This window comes from Streptomyces sp. NPDC050422 (genome assembly GCF_044458665.1).
Taxonomy (GTDB): domain Bacteria; phylum Actinomycetota; class Actinomycetes; order Streptomycetales; family Streptomycetaceae; genus Streptomyces.
On the sequence record NZ_JBITIE010000030.1, the window covers coordinates 1 to 22,020 of the forward strand.

At 72.3% G+C, this 22,020-nt stretch carries 15 protein-coding genes and 1 pseudogene; 6 read left to right on the forward strand and 10 right to left on the reverse strand.

Annotated features, from left to right (window positions below):
- The 9 genes from ACIBJG_RS34645 to ACIBJG_RS34685 all read right to left on the reverse strand — a co-directional run.
- A partial coding sequence (locus tag ACIBJG_RS34645) for a DUF6507 family protein (RefSeq protein WP_399313843.1) occupies positions 1-95 on the reverse strand: 95 nt, incomplete at its 3' end.
- 84 nt (positions 96-179) lie between these two features.
- Positions 180-500 carry a pore-forming ESAT-6 family protein gene (locus tag ACIBJG_RS34650; RefSeq protein WP_399313746.1) on the reverse strand — a complete coding sequence of 107 codons (321 nt, stop codon included), beginning with the start codon at positions 498-500 and terminating at the stop codon, positions 180-182.
- A gap of 105 nt (positions 501-605) precedes the next feature.
- The gene (locus ACIBJG_RS34655) at positions 606-938 is read right to left on the reverse strand and encodes a hypothetical protein (RefSeq protein WP_399313748.1); all 333 of its coding nucleotides are present in this window, start codon (positions 936-938) and stop codon (positions 606-608) included.
- 126 nt (positions 939-1,064) lie between these two features.
- Positions 1,065-2,486 carry a DUF6177 family protein gene (locus ACIBJG_RS34660; protein WP_399313749.1) on the reverse strand — a complete coding sequence of 474 codons (1,422 nt, stop codon included), beginning with the start codon at positions 2,484-2,486 and terminating at the stop codon, positions 1,065-1,067.
- 55 nt (positions 2,487-2,541) lie between these two features.
- The gene (eccCa, locus tag ACIBJG_RS34665; protein ID WP_399313751.1) at positions 2,542-6,549 is read right to left on the reverse strand and encodes a type VII secretion protein EccCa; all 4,008 of its coding nucleotides are present in this window, start codon (positions 6,547-6,549) and stop codon (positions 2,542-2,544) included.
- Between the two features lie 127 nt (positions 6,550-6,676).
- Positions 6,677-7,834 carry a MinD/ParA family protein gene (locus ACIBJG_RS34670; RefSeq protein ID WP_399313752.1) on the reverse strand — a complete coding sequence of 386 codons (1,158 nt, stop codon included), beginning with the start codon at positions 7,832-7,834 and terminating at the stop codon, positions 6,677-6,679.
- A gap of 62 nt (positions 7,835-7,896) precedes the next feature.
- Positions 7,897-9,237: a type VII secretion integral membrane protein EccD gene (gene eccD, locus ACIBJG_RS34675; RefSeq protein ID WP_399313754.1), complete on the reverse strand. Its 1,341-nt coding sequence runs from the start codon at positions 9,235-9,237 to the stop codon at positions 7,897-7,899.
- A gap of 192 nt (positions 9,238-9,429) precedes the next feature.
- Complete coding sequence (locus ACIBJG_RS34680) at positions 9,430-9,747, reverse strand: hypothetical protein (RefSeq protein WP_399313756.1); 318 nt, start codon at positions 9,745-9,747, stop codon at positions 9,430-9,432.
- A gap of 99 nt (positions 9,748-9,846) precedes the next feature.
- Entirely contained in the window at positions 9,847-11,322 is a 1,476-nt protein-coding gene (locus ACIBJG_RS34685; RefSeq protein ID WP_399313758.1) for a PucR family transcriptional regulator, read from the reverse strand.
- A gap of 203 nt (positions 11,323-11,525) precedes the next feature.
- On the opposite strand from ACIBJG_RS34685, the pseudogene speB reads away from it, so the two are divergent.
- From speB to ACIBJG_RS34705, 4 genes and pseudogenes are all read left to right on the forward strand, one after another.
- Positions 11,526-12,491, forward strand: a pseudogene (gene speB / locus ACIBJG_RS34690) (agmatinase); the annotation flags it as partial.
- A 125-nt stretch (positions 12,492-12,616) separates the two neighbouring features.
- A complete protein-coding gene (locus ACIBJG_RS34695) occupies positions 12,617-14,302 on the forward strand; it encodes a thiamine pyrophosphate-binding protein (protein WP_399313759.1) in 1,686 nt (561 codons plus the stop codon).
- 163 nt (positions 14,303-14,465) lie between these two features.
- Positions 14,466-15,467, forward strand: a complete 1,002-nt coding sequence (locus ACIBJG_RS34700; protein WP_399313761.1) for a serine hydrolase — start codon at positions 14,466-14,468, stop codon at positions 15,465-15,467.
- A gap of 112 nt (positions 15,468-15,579) precedes the next feature.
- On the forward strand, positions 15,580-19,320 hold the full coding sequence (locus ACIBJG_RS34705; protein ID WP_399313764.1) for an ABC transporter ATP-binding protein: 3,741 nt from the start codon (positions 15,580-15,582) through the stop codon (positions 19,318-19,320).
- 20 nt (positions 19,321-19,340) lie between these two features.
- Here the strand turns inward: ACIBJG_RS34705 and ACIBJG_RS34710 are convergent, their stop codons facing one another.
- A complete protein-coding gene (locus ACIBJG_RS34710) occupies positions 19,341-19,838 on the reverse strand; it encodes a hypothetical protein (protein ID WP_399313766.1) in 498 nt (165 codons plus the stop codon).
- Positions 19,839-20,023: 185 nt separating this feature from the next.
- On the opposite strand from ACIBJG_RS34710, the gene ACIBJG_RS34715 reads away from it, so the two are divergent.
- Both ACIBJG_RS34715 and ACIBJG_RS34720 read left to right on the forward strand, forming a co-directional pair.
- Positions 20,024-20,440: a hypothetical protein gene (locus ACIBJG_RS34715; RefSeq protein ID WP_399313767.1), complete on the forward strand. Its 417-nt coding sequence runs from the start codon at positions 20,024-20,026 to the stop codon at positions 20,438-20,440.
- A 100-nt stretch (positions 20,441-20,540) separates the two neighbouring features.
- Entirely contained in the window at positions 20,541-22,016 is a 1,476-nt protein-coding gene (locus ACIBJG_RS34720) for a S28 family serine protease (protein ID WP_399313768.1), read from the forward strand.
- The last annotated feature ends 4 nt before the right edge of the window (positions 22,017-22,020 follow it).

Consider the following 22,020-nt stretch of genomic DNA (forward strand, 5'->3'; position numbering starts at 1 on the left):
ATCGCGGTCAGCGCCTTCTCCAGATCACCGGCATGCGTGCCGACCACCTTCAGCCCGCCCTGCACACCCTGCGGTTTGATGTCCCACGCCGTCACCAACGCCCCCGTACCCGTACCGATTTCCGGACCGCCACCGCCCACCGGAAGGAACGATTCTTCCGGTGGGCGGAGTCACACCGCTCAGCCGATGTTGTCGACCGCGGCCTTGGCGCGCGCCAGCGTCTGCTGCGCGGTGCCGTCGTTCTTCTCCAGCGTCGAACGCAGCAGCTGGATGATGTTCTTGACCTCCTGCGAGGTCGTGTTCCACCGCAGTTCCTTGCCGTGGTACTCGTCCGCCACGCCGTCGGCCGCGAAGTCGCTCATCGCCGCCTTCACCTGCGTGTCCCGGGCCGTGATCACCGCCTCCAGCTGGGCGATCACCACCTGGATGTTGCCCTGCACCTCGGTGGACGCGCCCGTGTCGTACGCACGCCGGTCGGTGCCGCCCGCGTTTCCTGCCATCACCCATCACTCCCCGTCTGAAATGCGAAAACCCGCAGAACGAAAACCCGCAGAACGAAAACCCGCAGAACGAAATCACGCCCCCCGCCGGTCGGGCAGGCGGTGTCAGCGGCCCGAGAACCGGGCAGCGTCGAAGTTGGCCGACGCCATCTGCGTCTTCGCGTTCTCACCCTGCTCCTGGTCACCCGAGCCGAACGCCGCGTCCATCCCGGACTGGCCGCCCAGGATTCCGGACAGCGAGGCGTTCAGCGCCGCCGTGATCTCGTCGCTGCGGTTCTTGAAGTCGTCGAACGCGACCTTGCCCGCCCCGTGGAACTTGCCCTCCAGCGGCTGCGCCGCCGTGAGCAACTGCCGGATCAGCGTGCCCAGATCGGTACTGGAACCCTGCGACTTCGACATCAGCGTCGAAAGGACCGAGGCCCCCATGTCGAACTTCATCAGCTTCCCCCACCCGCTCGGACGTACGTCTACTTGATCGAATACATGTCTATCAACTCATGCGTCACTACTGCAATCAGCAATCGGTCATATCGCTGTTGTTGCCAAGCCATGACATCGGGGCGGTCACGGCGCCCCTTTGAGATGGCTCATCAGCCGCTCGAAGTCCTGCCACCCCGACAGGTCCGACGGGTCGCCCGGCAGCGGGTAGTACAGCGCAGGGCGCGTTTTCGGGCCGAGCGGGAGGGGTGCCTCCGGCAGGGGTGTGCGGCGGGCGCGGTCGCCCGGCAGGGTGCGCACTTCCTCCGCGCCGAGCACGAAGGCCAGCGGAACGCCCGGTCCCTCGAAGCGCGCGGGTACCGCCATATCGCGTCGTGCTTTGCGAAGTTGTACGAGCATCGACTGGAGGCGGTGCCGGGTGGCGAGGGCCTCCGAGAGGGCCGGCAGGGCGTCCGTCGGAACCTCCTCGCCGCTTCCGTAGCCGAGCGCCATCGTGACGTGCTCCTCGACGCCCGCCTCCGTACGTGTGATGCGTACGGTGGCGAGGGCCGGCCGGTCCGGGCTGCCGACCACGACGAGCCACGTCGGTTCCGGCGCCCTGCGATGGGCCACGTCGGTCAACTGGCGCAGGGACCAAGGAAGGTTGGCCGGTTCCGAGGTGCCCCAGCCGCCCGGCGGCCTCCCCGTCAGCTCCCGCCACACCGTCTCCAGCCCGCCACCCAGCACCAGCCGGTCGTCCGCCGGGTGGACCATGCGGAAGGTCAGGCCGAGCTGGCGCTCGCCCGTGTCCGAGACCTCCTGGTAGGTGGCCGCCACCTGGGTGTGCGGGTCCTCCTCCGAGGCGTCCGGTGAGAGCGGAGGGCTGAACGCGCCGTCCTGCCACCGCAGTACGGCGCCCGTCAGACCGTCGTAGTACCCGTCCCGTTCGTCCTGGACGATCCAGCGCGACGGCCATCCGCCTAGGCTGTCGCGTACGGCGGGGGAGAGCGTGGTCCCCGCCGGGCTGACGATCTGGAGGCCCAGCCCCGCCTCGGCGGCCGCCCGGAAGGCGTCCGAGAGCCAGGCCGTCATCGCGACCACCGGGCGGTCCTGGATGACGACGGCGACCTTGTCCGTGAGCACGTCGACGGCCGGCTGCGCGGCGGCCGGTGCCGGGGCGACGCTCACCCCGTCCGTCGGCACCACGGTGAGCGAGCCGACGGCGTCCGGCGGCCAGGCCGAGCCGCCCACCAGCGCGGTGAGCCGGGTCGCGAACGTGCCCGCGAGCTGTTCCGCCTCCGCGACCCCCGTGGTGGCGCGGGCCTCCGTCCACCAGTACGGCACCGGCGGCGGCGTCGCCCCCAGCAGCCGTTCCGCCTCGCCCTCCACGGCGACCAGCAGCGGCGCCTCGACCGAGACGAGCGGGCGCCCCTGCGTATCGCAGAGCTGCACCACGGCACCGTCTCCCCGCGTGCCCACCAGCTTGTCCGGGCCGCCCGAGAGCAGGCCCGCGAGCACGGTCCACGGGTCGGGCATGCGGGCGGTGAGCGCGATGACGTCCTTCGTCATGGGGTCGTCCCGTCCTTCGTCGTCCGGCGGCAGTGGTCGATGTCCATCAGGTCGCTCACGGTGCGTACACCGTCTGGACCAGTCGATTCGGCCGCCCCCGCTGGATGAACGTGCCGCGTCCCGGGGCCTGTTGCGACGCGTACACCCCGGGGAACAGCTGGCCCTCGTTCCGGTCGCCGGACATCACCAGTGCCGACGCGCCCGACTCCCGCAGGCCCTGCACCAGCGGCTCGTACATGCCGCGCGACGCACCGGCCACGCGCCGCGTCAGCACGAAGTGGAGGCCGATGTCGACCGCCGACGGGATGTACGGGAGGAACGCGGCCAGCGGCGACTGGCCCGCGGTCGTCAGCACGTCGTAGTCGTCGACCAGGACCACGATGCGCGGGCCCTTGCCCCAGCTGCCCGGCTCCAGGTCCTCCAGGCGCGCGTTCTCGTCGGGCAGCCGCTTCTCCAGCTCGGTGGCGATCCCGGCCGAAAGCCCGGCGCACAGCTTGGAGTTGTACGCGTAGCCACCGTTGAACTCCTCCGGGACCACCCCGCGCAGAGAGCGCCTCGGGTCCATCACCGCGAACACCAGATCGTCCTCGCCGTAACGGTCGACGAGGCCGTGCGCGACCGTCCGCAGCAGGTTCGTCTTGCCGCACTCGCTGTCCCCCAGCACCAGCAGGTGCTGGTCGTGGCCGAACAGGTCGAGCAGGGCGGGCGCCAGCGCCGACTGGTCGAGGCCGAGCGGGACCCGCTGCGGCTCGGCGACCGGCCCCGGCAGCAGCTTCGGCTCCAGGATGTGCGGCAGCACCCGTACCGGCTGGGCGACGTCGCCGTGCCAGGTGGCGCGGACCGTGCGGGCCGCGCGCTCCAGCACCGCACCCAGGTCCGCCGTTTCCGAGGCCCCGTCGGTGCGGGGGAGCGCGACCTGGGCGAAGAGCTTCCCGTCGGTGAGGATACGGCCGGGCTCGTCGGGCGACAGCGTCGCCGCGAGCTTGCGCTCGATGCTCGACTCGCCGGGATCGTTCAGCCGCAGTTCGACGCGGGTGCCGAAGTTGGACTGGATGGCGATGCGTACGTCGTTCCAGCGCAGCATGCCCGCGACGACGTGGATGCCGTACCCGCCACCGCGCTTGAGGATGTCCGCGACCGCGTCGTCGAGGTCGTCGAAGTCGTCGCGCAGCGCACCGAATCCGTCGATGACGAGCACGATCTCGGCGGACGCCAGCTGCGGCAGCCGTCCCGCCGCGTGCAGCGTGCGCAGCTGCTCGACCGAGTCGATGCCGTGCTCGCGGAAGAGGTCCTCGCGCACGGCGAGCATGGCGCGGACCTCCTCGACGGTGCGGGCCGCCCGCTCCCGGTCGGCGCGGCCCGCGATGCCTCCCACGTGCGGCAGGTCCGCCAGTGCCTGGAGGCCGCCGCCCACCAGGTCGAGTCCGTAGACGCCGACCTCCTGCGGGGTGTGGGTCAGCGCGAGGGAGAGAACGAGCGTGCGCAGGAGCGTCGTCTTGCCGGACTGCGGGCCGCCGATCACGGCCGCGTGGCCGCCGGCCACCGTCAGGTCCAGGAACCACTGCCCCTGCCACTGCTTGGCCGGGTCGTCCAGCAGGCCGAGCGGCACCCGGAGCGGCCCCTGCTGCCGTGTGCCGGCCCGGCCGCTGCCCGTGCGTGCCCCGGCCAGGCGCATGCCGCGCGGGCCGACGTCCAGCGGACCGGCGACCGTGTCCAGCGCGATCGCGGACGGCAGCGGAGGCAGCCAGATGCTGCGTACACCGGGAGCGGCACCGGTCAGCTGGTCGACCATGATGCCGAGTTCGGTCGGGCCGGTCTCGCGGCGGCGGGACGCCGGCTCCCGGTCCTGCTGCGTGCTGTCCGGTCCGGCCAGGGTGTTGAACGCCTCGTACTCCAGGGCGAGCGGCCCCGTCTCCTCCTCGTCGGCGCGCCGGGCGGGTCCGCGGTATCCGCCCGAGACGTAGCCCGCCTTGAACCGGGCGTAGTGGCTGGTGTCGACCTTGAGGTAGCCGAAGCCGGGCAGCGGCGGCAGGTGGAAGGCGTCCGTGGTGTCCAGGACCGTGCGCGACTCGTCGGCGGAGAAGGTCCGCAGGCCGAGGCGGTAGGAGAGGTAGGTCTCCAGGCCCTTGAGCTTGCCTCCCTCGATGCGCTGGCTGGAGAGCAGTAGATGGACGCCGATGGAGCGCCCGATCCGGCCGATGGAGAGGAACAGGTCGATGAAGTCCGGCTTGGCGGTGAGCAGTTCGCCGAACTCGTCGATCACGACGAAGAGGTGCGGCAGCGGGTCGAGGTCCGGGCGCTTCTCGGCGCGCAGGGCCGCGTAGTCCCCGATGTCGGCGACGTTGCCCGCGTCCTTCAGGGCCTGCTGGCGGCGCTTGACCTCACCTGCGAGCGAGGAGTGGACCCGCTCGACCAGGCCCGCCTGGTTCTCCAGGTTGGTGATGACGCCCGCGACATGGGGCAGGTCCGCGAACGGGGCGAAGGTGGCGCCGCCCTTGTAGTCGACCAGGACGAGCGCGAGGTCCTCGGGCGGATGGGTGGCCACCAGGCCGAGGACCAGGGTCCGCAGCAGCTCCGACTTCCCGGATCCGGTGGCGCCCACGCACAGCCCGTGCGGGCCCATGCCGAGCTCGGAGGACTCCTTGAGGTCCAGGAGCACCGGTTCGTGGGAGTCGCTGATGCCGATGGGGACGCGGAGGAAGGCGCGTTCCCCGCGCGGCGCCCACAGCCGGTCCAGGTCGAGCCGGGCCACGTCGTCGATGCCGAGCATCGCGGCGAACTCGACCGGACCGGACAGCGGGGCGTCCACCAGGGACTCGGCGGAGAGCCGCAGCGGGGCGAGCATCCGGGCCAGGCCCTCGGCGAACGGCACACCGACGTCGTCCACCGTGCCGTGGGCCTGGACCGGCTCGGCCTCGCGCAGGTCCTCGATGGTCACGTCGGTGCCGTCGACGGTGATGCGCACGTTGACGTGCCCTGGTTCCTGCACGCGCTGTTCGAGCAGGTGCACCACGGTGACGCCCATCTCGCGCAGTCCGACCGCGTCGTCGGGGCGCGGCAGGTCGACGGCGTCCTCGCCGTGCCCGTCGGTGACCACGAGCAGCCGGGAGTTCATGGACAGTGCGTCCCGTCCGGCCAGTCCGCGGCGGACTTCGGCGGCGTACGAGGCCCGGCGGCGCAGCTCCGCGTCGAGCCGGCGGGCCAGCTGCGGTGCGGACGGGGCGATGCGGCGGGCGGCGACCGGGCCGTCGAACTGCTCGGGGTCGAGCAGGTGCGGCAGCCACTTGGCCCACTCCCAGTCCGCTATCCGGTCGCCCGGCGCCGCGAGGGCGATGGCCACGTCGTCGGGCGCGTGCAGGGCCGATGCCTGGACGAGCAGGGCGCGGGCGATGCGCAGGCAGTCCTCGCGGGGGCCGATGACGCTGACGTTGCCGACGCGGTCGAGGGGGACGGTCAGCGGCAGTTCGGTCCCGTTGCGGAACCGGGTCACCACGGCCGAGGCCTCGTTGAGCATGAAGAGGTCGGGCGGGGTGAGGACGGACGAGCCCTGCTCGGCGATCTGCAGGTCCCGCACCGGCATCTCGCCGGTGCCGACCCGTACCCGCAGGAAGTCGTCGTCGACCCGTCGGCGCTCCCAGAGGCGGGCCGGGTCGCGCACGATGTCGTACAGGGAGTACGGCGACGGGTTCAGTACGTCCGCCCGCCCCCGCCGTTCGCGTTCCTCGGCCGACAACTCCTCGCGCAGGTCCTCCACATAGGCGAGGTAGGCCTCGCGCTGCGTACGGCGCGTGCGCTGGGCCTTGCCGCGTTGCGAGAGGAGCAGGGCCGCGGAGCCGATGACCGTGACCACGAGGATGATCGCGCCGAGTCCGGCGAACTGGCTGTTGCGGACGACCGTCATCATCACGACGGACGACATGACCCCGGCGACCGGCAGCAGCGACATCGCGATGTTGCCCGCCTTGCCCTCGGGCAGGTTGGGCGGCGCCTCGATGGTGCGGGGCGCGGTCACGGCCGGCGGGCGGGTGGTCCGGGCGGGGCGGTGGATCAGGCGGGTACTCATCGGCTCCGTCCGGGGTTCACGGCCGGTTCGTGGTGTGTGCGGGGGCTCGGGGGTGTCATCGGCCTCGGTATCGGCTGTGGTGCTGGTGCCGGTGTCGCCCTGGGGCCCGGGGCCGGATGCATCGCGGTCACCGGCGCTTCTGGGAGAGCTCGAACACGTCGGCCGCCAGCCGGGTGGCGGCCAGTCGCGTCGGCCGGGCGAGCAGTTCGGTGCGCAGGGCCCCGCCCGCCGCCAGATGCCGGTCGTAGGGCAGGACGTGGACGCTCGCACCGGTGGACCGGAGCCGTTCCGCGGCCGCCGCCACGTCGATGCCGGGCCGCGCCACCGTGCTGGACAGGACGACCACGGTTCCGGCGATCACATGACGGGGCAGCCCCTGCAGCCACTGCAGCACCGCGTACGTGCTCGTGACGCCGTCCAGCGTGGCGGGGGCGGCCAGCACACGGGCCTGGGAGGCCGAGAGCGCGACCCGGGCGACCTCGGCGGGCAGCGTCTCGCAGTCGACCACGGTCACGCTGAAGTAGCGGCGCAGCGCCACCATGACCCGTTCGTACGTAGCGGTGTCCAGCATCGCCCCGATCCGGCCCTGGCTGCCGGGCAGCAGCCAGGCGTTGTCGGGGAGCTGGACGAGGTAGCCGGTGACGTCGAGCAGCGACATCTGCGGCTCCACGATGTCCGCGAGATCGGCCGTGGTCCACCGCAGCGTCTCGGCGCCGAGCCGCAACGGCAGCGAGCCGAGGGCCGGATCGGCCTCGACGAGGAGGACCGGGTCCTGGCGGTAGTGCGCGTACGCCGTGCCGAGCAGCGCGGAGACGGTCGTCTTGCCCGCGCCGCCCCGGATCGACGTGACGGCGATCTGCCGTCCGGTCGTCACCGGCCGCTGAAGCACCTCGGCGGTTCGGGTGATCTCGGCGACCTCGCGCGCCGCAGAGGAAGAAACGATTCGGCGGAGTGCGCGCGAGGCCCGTACGGCGAGCGACTCACCCCGCTGCGGCCGCCGCGCCGCCCCGGCCAGCTCCCGGTCCACCACGGGCCGCGAGTCCGGTGCGCCGAGGGGCCGGGCGCCCTGCGCCGCGTAGGGGGTGCTCTCCGTGTAGGCGGGGGTGCGCGGCACCTGCGCCGGGGCGGGTGCCGGGGCCTGGGCCGGCGCCGCGGCCGTCCGGTCGCCGGTGTCCCTCGTGCCCGGCCTGCCCGTCGTACCCGTTGGGCCCGTCGTGCCCTGCGGGGCGGCGTTGCCGCTCAGGTCGCGCAGCACATCGCTCTGCCAGTTGTCGGCGTTCGGCATGTCTGTCCTTCATCTCCGCTTCGATGCCCCGCCCGGAGCGCCCGCGCATGTGGTGTCAGTCGTCAGAACTTGTTGAGCAGCTGCCCGTACATGCCGAACACGCCGACGGTGAGCGGGAAGAGCCCCACCACGCCGATGGACTCGACGAGGTCGGCGGTGCGCCGCAGCCGGACCCGTACGTGCTCCGGCGGCTCCACCGCCAGCGCGAGCAGGGGCAGCAGCGCCGCCGCGCACAGCACGGCGATGGGCCCGGCGCCCCCGGCGTGATCCATCCAGAGCATCACCAGACGGACGACGAGGACCGCGGCGGCCGCGAAGAGCGCCACCACCTCGGCCACCAGCGGGAACGCCCGGGCCCGGGACAGGAGCACCACCGCGACGAGCGAGGGCAGCAGCACGGTCCACACGGTCGGCCGGTCGGCCAGGGTGAGGAGCCAGCCGGCGGCGGCCGCCGACACCGAGGTGGCGAGGGTCGCGAGGGCGAGCCCGCGATGCGTGGCGGCCAGCGCGTTGCCGACATCGTGACGGCTGACGGACACCCCGCCCGAGCGCCGGTCGTCGAGCGCGGTGAGCCCCGAGGCCATCAGGGCGATCCGGGGCAGCAGGCCGAGCAGGACCACGGAGACCACGGCCATCACGGCACCGAGCCGGGCGAGGTCCGACGTGACGGCGGCGACGCCCTCCCAGACCACGGTCAGGGCGGCCGTGGCCATGGCACCGATGAGGCCCCCGCGGCCCAGCGGTGAGAAGAAGCCGAGCAGCGCCAGCGACAGGGTGACCGCACCCGCCACGGCGGCCAGCCGGAGCGCCCCGGACCAGTCGTAGGCGTCGGCGGCGGTCCAGGCCGTGAGGATCCCGAGCCCACTGGAGGCAAGCAGCAGCGCGGTCGCCAGACCGCGGTTGCCCTGCCCGAGCCGGGCGACGAGCGCACCGGCCACCAGGAGGACGACGGTGACGGCCGCCAGCGCGCCGGCCAGCGCGGTGAGCGGGAACTCGCGGCGGGCGAGCAGCGCGGCGATCACCGCGAAGGCCACCGTCGTCGCCCCCGCACCGGCCCGCCGCGAGGCCGGACGCCAGCGCCAGGCCTGCATGTCGAGGTTGTCCGCCACCTGGTCCGTGACGTCGTGGACCACCGGCGCGGGCGGCGCGGCGTGGGTCCGGACGAGCCGCAGCACGGCGCCGTCACCGATCCCGGCCGACGCCAGGGTGCTGTCGTGCGGCAGTGCCGAGCCGTCGGCGGTGAGCAACTGCCGGGTCAACGGCCGCGCCGCGGCCCGGTCGTCCAGCAACTGCAGGATGTCCGGAAGGAGTTGCCCGACAGGAGTGTCGGAGGGCAGCACGATGTCGGCCCGCCGCCGCTCACCGACCAGGGTCACCCGGCTCATTTCCGCCCGGGAAGTCATTGCTGTACTCACCACTTACGAAAACCTATCATCGCGATTTCCTGGAATTTCGGGCCAATTGGGCAAAGCGAACCAAGCGAACCAAGCGAACCAAGCGAACCAAGCGAACCAACGGAACCAAGCGAACCAAGGGAATGAAGCGGCCCCGTGAAATCCTGAGCCGGCGAATCCCGGCACACGCACAGGAGCCGCCTACGGCTGCGCCGGCTTCGTCGCCTTCGCCGAACCGGCCGGGGCCGAGGGTGTCGGCGAGGGCTGCCCGTACTGCTGCGCCTGCCGCTGCTGTTTCTCCTGCTCGGCCTTCTGCTTGTCCAGGGTGTGCTGGAGGAACGACCACCCCACGCACCCCGCGCACAGCACCGCCGTGATCGCGATCCCCGCGAACACCTTCCCGAGGCGTTCGTCCGCAGTCCGCCGCGCGCGCTGGGCGCCGAACAGGAGCGCGTCCCGCATCCGGCGTCGGCGTACCCCCACCGATTCCAGCAGTTGACTGTCGTAATCCCGTGCCATTCGGCCCCCCTTTGCCACTGCAACATATGTCATGTGCTGATGAGCGGGACACATCAGGGTGGCCGGAACGGGACCTCCGCACGCCGGGTGCGTCCGGGATCACTCCTGGCGCAGGGCGAGCCACAACTCCGTACGCACGTCCATGTCGTCGAGATCCGTTCCCAGCAACACCCCGCACCGCGCGATGCGCTGGCGGACCGTGTTGCGGTGGACGGCCAGGGCCACCGCCGTGCGGTCCCAGCTGCCGTGCAGGGAGAGCCAGCACCGCAAGGTCTCGGCGAGCGGTTCGGTCAGGGGGGCGAGCAGGGCGCGGGCATGTTCGGCGGCCGGGCCGGGCGGGAGCAGGGCGGCGAGGCCGGAAACCGGCGCGTCCACCGTCAGCGGGGCGCGGGTCGCCTCCGCCCGGCCGAGCGCGCGGGCGGCCCGGGTGTCGGCGGCGCCCAGGGCGTCGGCCGGGCCTGCGGCCGAGGCGCCGAGCGTCCAGCCCGGCTGCGGGATGATCCGGCCGCCGCCCGGGACCAGGACCCGTACCGCCTCGCCGCCCAGGCCCGCGTCCACGAGCGCCGAGCCCAGGGCCGCACCGAGTGCGGCCGCCGTGAGCGGGTCCGGCGCCGCGCCGTCGCCGCGGCGCGCGTGCACCACCGTCCACCGCCCGTCGCCGTCCAGCAGCGGTGCGACGTGCGCCGGGTCCGCGCCGAGCAGCAGCCGGACCAGCGCCGCCGAGCGGTTCGCCGCGCCGGATCCCTGGTGCGGGGCGGCCAGCAGCGAGAGCAGGACGACCGCGATCCCGGCGATGGTGTGGTCGCCCGGCTCGCGCCGGCCCGTGGCCAGGGTCAGGGCGAGCCCCTGCCCTCCGCCCAGTGCGTACGCCGACAGCTGGGCCTCGCCCACCGTGTCGGTGGCCGAGGCGGGGGAGGGGTGGGTGCCCGGGGCGAGGACCCCGGCGAGCCGGGTCAGGGCGGCCCGCACCTCAGGGGCCGGTGGCCGGCCCGCCGTGTGCAGCTCCTCGCCGTCGGCCGTCAGCAGGGCCGCCCGCCCCGGCAGCCGGACCGCGAGCTGGTGCAGCACCGCGGAGACCGGGTCCGGCCGGGCCGCCGCCGAAGCCAGGGCCTGCTGGGCCCGGGTCACCCGGCGGAGCTCGCGGTGGCGTGCGGCGGCCATCAGCCCCCACACCGCCCGGGCGATCGCGGTGAACGGCGTCCCCGGATCAACCTCCACCAGCGGCAGCCCGTGCCGGTCGCAGGCGGCGACCAGGGCCGGCGGCACCGCCTCGTGCACCGGCCGCACCCCGAAACCCAGTGCCGCGGCCCCCGCCTCCACCAGCCGGGCCACATAGGTGTCCGGGTCCGTGAGCAGCACCCCGGCGGTCAGCAGCAGCTCGCCGCCGAGCAGATACGGGTACGGGTCAGCCATCTCCGAGGTGTGCACCCACAGCAGCTCGGCGTCGGCCGGCCCCGCGATCAGGCGGAGCCCGAGTTCGTCCAGGGCCAGCAGCCCGGCCAGCGGAACGGGCGGGGTAGGCGGTCCCACGGAGGACTCGGGCGGGGTGGGCGGTCCCACGGGGGAGTCGGGCATGGATGATTCATCCGTTCAGTGAGGCAGGAGTGTAGGAAACATACACTTCAGAGTCGCCGCCCTGCCGCCTAGCGTCGTCTGCGGACCCGTACGCGTACCCGTTACCCGTAGGCGCGCTTCCGTCCCGTTCCGGCGGATCCGGCACACTCGAAGCAGCGCGTCACGAAGGAACCGAACGAACCGAAGGAAAGGCCATCCGCCCCATGAGCAGCAACGAAACGCCGCGCGGCCCCGTCGACTCGTCCCGCGTCCCGCGGTACGCCGGACCCGCGACGTTCGCCCGGCTGCCCCGCCTGGACGAGGTGGGCACGACGGATGTCGCCGTCGTCGGTGTGCCCTTCGACTCCGGTGTCTCCTACCGGCCCGGCGCCCGCTTCGGCGGCAACGCGATCCGGGAGGCCTCGCGCCTGCTGCGCCCGTACAACCCGGCACAGGACGCCTCGCCGTTCGCCCTCGCGCAGGTCGCCGACGCCGGGGACATCGCCGCCAACCCCTTCAACATCAACGAGGCTGTCGAGACGATCGAGGCCGCGGCCGACGACCTCCTCTCCACCGGCGCCCGCCTGATGACGCTCGGCGGCGACCACACCATCGCGCTGCCGTTGCTGCGCTCCGTCGCCAAGAAGCACGGCCCCGTAGCGCTGCTCCACTTCGACGCGCACCTCGACACGTGGGACACCTACTTCGGCGCCGCGTACACCCACGGCACCCCGTTCCGCCGGGCCGTCGAGGAAGGCATCCTCGACACGTCCGCGCTCTCACACGTCGGCACCCGCGGCCCGCTGTACGGCAAGCAGGACCTCACCGACGACGCCAAGATGGGCTTCGGCATCGTCACCTCCGCCGACGTCATGCGGCGCGGCGTCGACGAGATCACCGACCAGCTCCGGCAGCGCATCGGTGACCGGCCGCTCTACATCTCCATCGACATCGACGTCCTGGACCCGGCGCACGCCCCCGGCACCGGCACCCCCGAGGCCGGCGGCCTCACCTCCCGCGAGCTCCTGGAGATCGTGCGCGGGCTGTCCTCCTGCCACCTGGTCTCCGCCGACCTGGTCGAGGTCGCCCCCGCGTACGACCACGCCGAGATCACCTCCGTCGCCGCCTCGCACACCGCGTACGAACTGACGACGATCATGACCCGCCAGATCGCGGAGGCCCGGAACCAGGCCACGGAGGCCCGGAACCAGGCCACGGAGGCCCGGAACCAGGCCACGGAGGCCCGGAACCAGGCCACGGAGGCCCGGAACCCGATGGCGGAGGCCCAGGACCCGATCGTGGAGGCCCGGCAGAAGTGAGTCACGACCACCACGACGAGCGGCCCGAGCTCACCCCCGCCCAGATCTCCGCCGCCCTGAACCCCCCGCCCGGACGCAACGGCGGCGACCTCGTCGTCGAGACCCTCCAGGGCCTCGGCGCGACCACCGTCTTCGGCCTGCCCGGGCAGCACGCGCTCGGCATGTTCGACGCGCTGCGCCGCTCCTCCCTCGGCTACGTCGGCCTGCGCGTCGAGAACAACGCGGGCTTCGCCGCCGACGCCTACGGGCGCATCACCGGCGAGGTCGCCCCGCTGCTCCTGTCCACCGGGCCGGGCGCGCTCACCTCGCTCGCCGCGCTCCAGGAGGCGGCGGCCGCCTCCGCACCCGTACTGGCGATCTCCAGCCAGATCCCGACCGCGGGCCTGGGCGGCGGACGCCACGGCTACCTGCACGAACTGCGCGACCAGAAGGCGTCGTTCCGCGACGTCGTGAAGTCCGTGCACACCGTCCGTACCGCCTCGCAGATCCCGTCCGCGATCGCCGCCGCCTGGGAGTCCGCGCTCACGGCCCCGCACGGCCCGGTCTGGATCGAGATCCCCGAGGACGTACTCACCGCCGAGACGGCACTGCCCGTCGTCACGGCCATGGACGCCACCCCGCGCGAGGTGCACGCCCGCCCCGAGCTCATCGCCGTCGCCGCCCATCTGCTGTCGAACGCACAGCGCCCGGCGATCATCGCGGGCGGCGGAGTCGTCCGCTCCGACGCCTCCGGCAAGCTGCGCGCCCTCGCCGAGAAGACCGGCGCCCCCGTCGTCACCACGTACGGCGGCAAGGGCGCCTTCCCGTGGGAGCACCCGCTCTCGCTCCAGTCCTGGATCGAGGACCGGCACACGACGGACTTCCTGGAGGACGCCGACGTCCTGCTCGTCGTCGGCTCCGGCCTCGGTGAACTCTCCTCGAACTACCGCACGTTCGCCCCGCGCGGCCGCGTCGTGCAGATCGAGGCCGACGCCGGGAAGCTGGAGGCCAACCACCCGGCCCTCGGCATCCACGCCGACGCCCGCGACGCCCTGTCCGACCTCCTCGACGCCATCACCCCGCGCGAGGACCCGGCAGCCGCCGAGCGCGTCACGGCGGTGCTCGGACGGGTACGGGACCGGATCGCCGACCAGGAACTCACCCTGGAACAGCACCTCCTCGCCGCAATCCGGACCGCCCTGCCCGACACGTCCCCCAACTTCTGGGACATGACGATCCTCGCCTACTGGGCCTGGGCCGCCTTCGATGCCCGCCACCCCAACACCATGCACTCCGCCCAGGGCTCCGGCGGCCTCGGCTACGCCTTCCCGGCGGCCATCGGCGCGGCCGCCGCCGACCGCACGAAACCGGTCCTCGCGGTCTCCGGCGACGGCGGCGCGATGTACTCGATCGCGGAACTCGCCACCGCCCGCCAGTACGACCTGCCGGTCACCTGGCTGATCGTCGACGACGGCGGCTACGGCATCCTGCGCGAGTACATGAACGACGCCTTCGGCGAGACCAGCGCGACGGAACTGTCCCGCCCGGACTTCGTCGCCCTCGCCGAGTCCTTCGGCGTCCCCGCGGTCCGTACGAGCCCCGGGACGCTCGCCGACGACCTGGCCGCCGCCCTCGCGCAGGCCGGCCCCTCGGTCGTCGTACTCCCGGCGCTGCTGCGGATGTTCGAGCCGACGCACCTCTGACCGCCTCACGCCTGTCCCCGGGGCCGCCGCGGCCCCGGGCACAGGCGCGTCCCGGCGGGGCAGGACCCCTGCCCCGTACAACTTTCCGCCCCTCCGCGAGTCAACTCAGTGGGCACGCCGGGGGGCGCGCCTACTGAACCTCAGGGGACGGAAACCCATACACATGACGACACCCCGCATATCCCGCCGCGTCCGCGGCGCACTCGGTGCCGCGCTCGCCGTCGGCGTGCTCGCACCCGTGGCGGTCGCAGCGGCGCCCGCCGCGGCCGCCACGCCGACGGCGAGCTGCACCTCCGGGAGGGCCGGACTCGCCGCCAAGCTGTCGAAGGACATCACCGCCGCGCTCAAGGGGCGCAAGTCGACCACCGCGGTGGCCCTCTACGACCGGACCACGAAGACCACGTGCACGCTCCGGGCCACGTCGAAGTACGACTCCGCCAGCGTCGTCAAGGCGACCGTGCTGGCCACGCTGCTCTGGGACAACGCCAAGAAGGGCCGCAAGCTCACGCAGCGCGAGGCCGACCTCAGTACCGCCATGATCACCAAGTCCGACAACAACGCGACCTCCGCCCTGTGGAAGCAGCTCGGTGTCACCAAGGTCAACGGGTTCCTCAACGCGGCCGGGATGACGCACACCGTGCCCGGGTCCGGCGGCTACTGGGGGCTGACGCAGATCACCGCCCAGGACGAGCAGCGACTGCTGACGCTGCTCACCGCGAAGAACTCCGTGCTCACCGACAGCGCCCGCTCCTACGAGCTCGGCCTGATGCGCAAGGTCGTCTCCTCGCAGCGCTGGGGCACGCCCGCCGGGGCTCCGGCGGGCGTCACCGTCCAGGTCAAGAACGGCTGGCTGCAGCGCGCCACCCACGGCTGGCGGGTGCACAGCATCGGCGCCTTCACGGGGAAGGGCCACGACTACGTGCTCACGGTGCTCACCCAGGACAACAAGACGATGACGGACGGCGTCAACACCATCCAGGCCGTCGCCAAGGCCGTGCACAAGGACCTGAACCTGCCCCCCGCGACCCCGCGCACCATGCACGGGCTGCCCGTCCGCGTCATCCACCGGGCGGACGCCCCCACCGTGACCCCCGCCCTCCAGGAGGCGATCCCGCCGGTTCCGGAGGCTCCGGCCGGCCGGATGCTCACCGTGACGCCCCGGTAGGGACCGTCCGCGGGACCTACGTCGAAGGTCCCGTATTTGTTGCAGCGGGATGAAATCCGCAGCACAGCGCGTTGGTGCCTTCCGGTAGAGCAGGCCGATCGGGAGGCACCACGTGTCGGACGCAGGGGAGCAAGGAAGCGGCGGGCAGCCGCGCGGCTGGGCACGGAGGCTGTGCGGTTACGCCTGGCGCTACCGGCGCAACGTGCTGCTGGCGCTCGGTTCGTCGCTCGCCGGCATGGCGGTCATGGCCGTCGTCCCGTTGGTCACCAAGGTGATCATCGACGACGTGGTCGTCGGCCACACCCGGTCCCTCGCCGTCTGGACGGGTCTGCTGATCGTCGCGGCCGCCCTCGTGTACGTCTCCACCTACATCCGCCGCTACTACGGCGGCCGGCTCGCCCTCGACGTCCAGCACGACCTGCGGACCGAGATCTACGGGACGATCACCCGCCTCGACGGCAGACGCCAGGACGAGCTCTCCACCGGACAGGTCGTCGGCCGCGCCACCAGCGACCTCCAGCTGATCCAGAGCCTGCTCTTCATGCTCCCGATGACCATCGGGAACGTCCTGCTCTTCCTCATCTCCCTGGTGATCATGGCGTGGCTCTCGCCGCTGCTGACCCTCATCGCCGTCGCCGTCGCCCCCGCCCTCTGGTTCATCGCCCGCCGCTCCCGCACCCGCCTCTTCCCCGCCACCTGGTATGCCCAGTCGCAGGCCGCGGCCGTCGCCGGAGTCGTCGACGGGGCCGTCTCCGGCGTCCGCGTCGTCAAGGGCTTCGGGCAGGAGGACCAGGAGACCGGCAAGCTGCGCGAGGTCGGGCGCAGGCTCTTCGCCGGCCGGCTGCGCACCATCCGGCTGAACTCCCGCTACACCCCCGCACTCCAGGCCGTTCCAGCCCTCGGCCAGGTCGCGATGCTGGCCCTCGGCGGCTGGCTCGCCACCCGCGGCGAGATCACACTCGGCACCTTCGTCGCGTTCTCCACCTACCTCGCCCAGCTCGTCGGCCCGGTCCGGATGCTCGCCATGGTCCTCACCGTCGGCCAGCAGGCCCGCGCCGGTGTGGAGCGCGTACTGGAGCTGATCGACACCGAACCGTCCCTCCAGGACGGCACCAAGCAGCTCCCCGCCGACGCCCCGGCCAGCGTCGAGTTCGAGGACGTGCGCTTCGGCTACGACGAGTCGCGCCCCGTCCTCGACGGCTTCTCGCTCACCATCGAACCCGGCGAGACCGTCGCCGTCGTCGGCGCGTCCGGCAGCGGCAAGTCCACCGTCTCGCTGCTGCTGCCCCGGTTCTACGACGTGACGCACGGCGCCGTCCTCGTCGGCGGACACGACGTCCGCGAACTGACCCTCGACTCGCTGCGGGCCGCCATCGGACTCGTACCGGAGGACAGCTTCCTGTTCTCCGACACCATCCGCTCCAACATCGCCTACGGGTTCCCGGACGCCACCGACGAACAGATCGAACAGGCCGCCCGCTCCGCCCAGGCCGACCGGTTCATCGCCGAACTGCCCGACGGCTACGACACCACGGTCGGCGAGCAGGGCCTCACCCTCTCCGGCGGCCAGCGCCAGCGCGTCGCACTCGCCCGCGCCATCCTCACCGACCCCCGGCTCCTCCTCCTCGACGACGCCACCTCCGCCGTCGACGCCCGCGTCGAGCACGAGATCCACGACGCGCTCCGCCAGGTCATGGCCGGCCGCACGACCCTGCTGATCGCCCACCGCCGCTCCACCCTGGGCCTCGCCGACCGGATCGCCGTCCTGGAGAACGGCCGGCTCGCCGACATCGGCACCCACGAGGAGCTGGAGCGCCGCTCCGCGCTCTACCGGCGCCTGCTCACCGACCCGGACGAGCTGGGCGGCACCTCGCCCGGCCACCTGGTCAAGGCCGCAGCCCCGGACCCCGCCGACGACCGCGCGCTCCAGGAGGAGATCGACGCCGAGTTCGATGCCGAGCGCGGCATCACCCCCGAGCTGTGGGTCCGCAAGGAGGGGGCGCGCGAGACCGACGCCGCCGGCACACCCGCCACCCCCGAGCTCCTCGCCCAGGTCGACGCCCTGCCCCCGGCGACCGACACCCCGGACGTCGACGAGGCCCGCGCCGTGCACGCCGAGGAGGCCTACGGGCTCCGTCGGCTGCTGCGCGGCTTCGGGCTGCCGCTGCTGGTCAGCCTGGCGCTGGTGGCCGTGGACGCCGGAGCGGGCCTGCTGCTGCCCGTACTGATCAGGAACGGCATCGACGACGGTGTCACCAAGCTGGCGCTCGGCGCTGTCTGGGCGGCCTCCGCCTTCGGCCTCGTCGTCGTCCTCGTGCAGTGGGCGGCCCAGATCGGCGAGACCCGGATGACCGGCCGCACCGGCGAGCGGGTGCTCTACTCGCTGCGGCTGAAGATCTTCGCGCAGCTCCAGCGCCTCGGCCTGGACTACTACGAGCGCGAGCTGACCGGCCGCATCATGACCCGGATGACGACGGACGTGGACGCCCTGTCCACGTTCCTCCAGACCGGCCTGGTCACGGCCTTCGTCTCCGTCGTCACGTTCTTCGGCATCATGGTCGCGCTCCTGGTCCTCGACGTGGAGCTGGCCCTGGTCGTCTTCGCGACGCTGCCGGTGCTGGTCATCGGCACGTTCTTCTTCCGCCGCAAGAGCGTCAAGGCGTACGAGCTGGCCCGTGAGCGCATCAGTGTCGTCAACGCCGACCTCCAGGAGTCCGTCTCCGGCCTCCGGATCGTGCAGGCCTTCCGCCGCGAGCGCGACGGCGCCGACCGGTTCGCCGCCCGCAGCGACCACTACCGCGAGGCCCGGGTCCGCGGCCAGTGGCTGATCTCGGTGTACTTCCCGTTCGTCCAGCTGCTGTCGTCGGTGGCCGCCGCCGCCGTACTGATCGTCGGCGCGGGCCGAGTCGACAACGGCACGCTCACCACGGGTGCGCTGGTCGCCTACCTGCTCTACATCGACCTGTTCTTCGCGCCCGTGCAGCAGCTCTCCCAGGTCTTCGACGGCTACCAGCAGGCCACCGTCTCCCTCGGCCGCATCCAGGAGCTGCTCCAGGAACCGACGTCCACCGCCGACCGAGACGCACCGCAGGACGTCACCTCGCTGCGCGGCGACATCGCCTTCGAGGACGTGTCCTTCGTGTACGGCGGCGAGGAGGCCGCGCTCACCGGTGTCGACCTGCGCATCCCGGCCGGACAGACGGTCGCGTTCGTCGGTGAGACCGGTGCCGGCAAGTCCACCCTGGTCAAGCTCGTCGCCCGCTTCTACGACCCCACGGGCGGCCGGGTCACGGCGGACGGCACCGACCTGCGCGACCTCGGGCTCACCGCGTACCGGCACCGGCTCGGAGTCGTACCGCAGGAGGCGTACCTCTTCGCGGGCACGTTGCGTGACGCCATCGCGTACGGGCGGCCGGAGGCCACCGACGCCGAGGTGGAGGCGGCGGCCCGGGCGGTCGGCGCGCACGACATGATTGCCACCCTGGAGGACGGCTACCTCCACGAGGTCGCCGAACGGGGCCGCAACCTCTCGGCCGGCCAGCGTCAGCTGATCGCGCTCGCCCGCGCCGAACTCGTCGACCCCGACATCCTGTTGCTCGACGAGGCCACCGCGTCCCTGGACCTCGCCAGCGAGGCCCTGGTCAACCAGGCGACCGACCGCCTCGCGGGCCGGCGCACCACGCTCGTCGTCGCCCACCGCCTGACCACCGCCGCCCGCGCCGACCGGGTCGTGGTGATGGACCACGGCCGGGTCGTCGAGGACGGCACGCACGACGAACTCCTCGCCCTGGACGGGCACTACGCCGTGCTGTGGCGCACCTTCATAGGGGAGGACGAGCCGGCGGGGGTCTGAGACCGACCGTCAGGCGGTCGCTACTCCCGGATGCCGGAGATCTTCCCGGTCTCCAGGTCGGAGCGCACCTTCAGATACGTGTACGTGGGGTCGGTCGCCGATCCCCAGGTGAGCCGGACCGTCGACCAGGTGTGGCCGGCGCCGCTGTCGCCCTCGGTGACACGGAAGCCGGCCGGGGTGTTCTGGGCACGCAGCACACCGTCGGCGTGGTTGGCCGCCTCCCAGTCGCCCAGCTCGGCGCGCAGACGGGGTGTGAGGTAGAAGTCCCGCAGTGAGGTGGCCAGGTGGCCGCCGCCCTCGGTGGCGACCGCGTCGATGTAGGCGCCGTAGAAGTGGGCGATCTGCTGGTACGCCGGGGCCGCGAGTCCGCTGCGGGCCGTCGCCGCGGCCGGTGCGGCCTGCGGCACGACGGCGGCGGCCGGGACGGCGGTGATGCCGGTCAGGAGAGCAGCGGCGAGCAGCGTGCGGCCGATGACGCGCCGGCCACGAGGGCCCCCGGGGGTGCGGAGTCGGGTCATTGCGGTTCCTGCCTTTCGTACGGCTCTGTCCTGTGGCGTCCATCGTGTGCCGATCCGGTCGCGCGGAACGCGGAGCGCGCCGGGTGCAACCTCCGGATGGCCTCCGGCGTCGTACGCAGATACACGTGTGTGCGTACAGGTGTGGGGTAGGGGCATGTGCGTTCGATGAGGTGATGGGGCTGCTGGTGACCAGAGGGACCGAAAGACACGGTGGGCGCACGGGACACGGGGTCCCGTTCCGCCTGCTCGCCCTTGCTCTGACGACCGCCCTCGGGCTCGTCGTCGGCGGCGTGGAGGCGAGCAGCGCCGACGCCGCCTCGGTGTGCGCCGGACGGCCCGCGAAGACGGTCAAGTTCGCGACGGGGGAGCTGCGCGTCTACCGGACCCGCGCCTACGCCTGCGCCACCGCCGTCGCGTCCAAGTCCGGCAAGCGCCGCCGGATGTCCGTACAGATCCAGCCCCGCGGCGGCCGGCCCGTCGTCGACAGCGGCTCCTTCACCCAGCGGGCCGGACCGGTGACCGTCCACGCGCTGAACCGCTGCGTCCGGGCCTCGGGCACGGTCGCCGGAAAGACGGGAACCACGAGCTGGATCCTGTGCTGACCGGGTGACGCGCGCGCATGCCCTGGCAACAGGGTCTGGTGGTGCAGGTATTGCCCCGCTAGGTTCACGACGTCTGTTGTGAATCAAGGGGAGGGTGTACATGCGTAAGGCGCTCAGAGGGTTCCTGTCGCTCGCGGTGCTCATCGGCACCGTGAGTGCGACGGGTGCTTCGGCCGGAGCGGCCACCGCCGCAGAACCGGCCGCGGTCCGTTCCGCGGTCAGTGACAGCGGTACGAGCACGGACATCAAGGACCGCATCCTGGCCATCCCGGGCATGAGTCTCATCGAGGAGAAGCCGTACGCGGGATACCGCTACTTCGTCCTCAACTACACCCAGCCGATCGACCACCGGCACCCTTCCAAGGGAACGTTCCAGCAGCGCATCACCCTGCTGCACAAGGACACGTCCCGACCGACGGTCTTCTACACCGGCGGCTACAACGTCTCCACCAGCCCCAGCCGCTCGGAGCCGACCCGGATCGTCGACGGCAACCAGGTCTCGCTGGAGTACCGGTTCTTCACCCCGTCGCGCCCGTCGCCCGCCGACTGGTCCAAGCTCGACATCTGGCAGGCCGCCAGTGACCAGCACCGGGTCTTCACCGCTCTGAAGAAGATCTACTCCAAGAACTGGCTGACCACCGGCGGTTCCAAGGGCGGCATGACCGCCACGTACTTCGAGCGCTTCTACCCGAAGGACATGGACGGCGTCGTCGCCTATGTCGCGCCCAACGACGTGGTCAACAAGGAGGACTCGGCGTACGACCGGTTCTTCGCCAACGTCGGCACCAAGGAGTGCCGTACCCGACTGGAGGGCGTGCAGCGCGAGGCGCTGGTCCGCCGGGAGCCGCTGGAGAAGAAGTACGAGCAGTACGCCGCCGACAAGGGCTACACCTTCACCACCGTCGGCACCCTCGACAAGGCCTACGAGGCCGTGGTCATGGACTACGTCTGGGCATACTGGCAGTACAGCCTGCTGGCCGACTGCGACTCCATCCCGGCCGACGCCGCGAACGCCCCCGACCAGGCGATCTGGGACTCGATCGACTCGATCTCCGGCTTCTCCGCCTACGCGGACCAGGGCCTCGCGAACTACACCCCGTACTACTACCAGGCGGGTACCCAGCTCGGCTCGCCCGACATCAAGCAGCCCTGGCTCGGCGGCCTCAGCCGCTACGGCTACCAGCCGCCGCGCAACTTCGTGCCGCGCTCCATCCCGATGAAGTTCCAGCCCTCGGTGATGCGCGACGTCGACACGTGGGTGAAGCACCACGCCAACCACATGCTGTACGTCTACGGGGAGAACGACCCGTGGGGCGCGGAGCGCTTCCGCCTCGGCGCGGGCGCCCGTGACAGCTACGTCTTCACGGTGCCCGGCGGCAACCACGGCTCCAACGTCGCAGGGCTCGCCGCGGCCGAGAACGCCACGGCCACCGCGGCCATCCTGCGCTGGGCGGGCGTCGCCCCGGCCGCCGTCCAGGCGGACCCGGCGAAGGCGAAGCCGCTCGCGAAGTTCGACGCACGGCTCGACAAGAAGGACCTGACGACCGAGCACCGGCTCGGCACCAGGCGCCCGTAGCGGG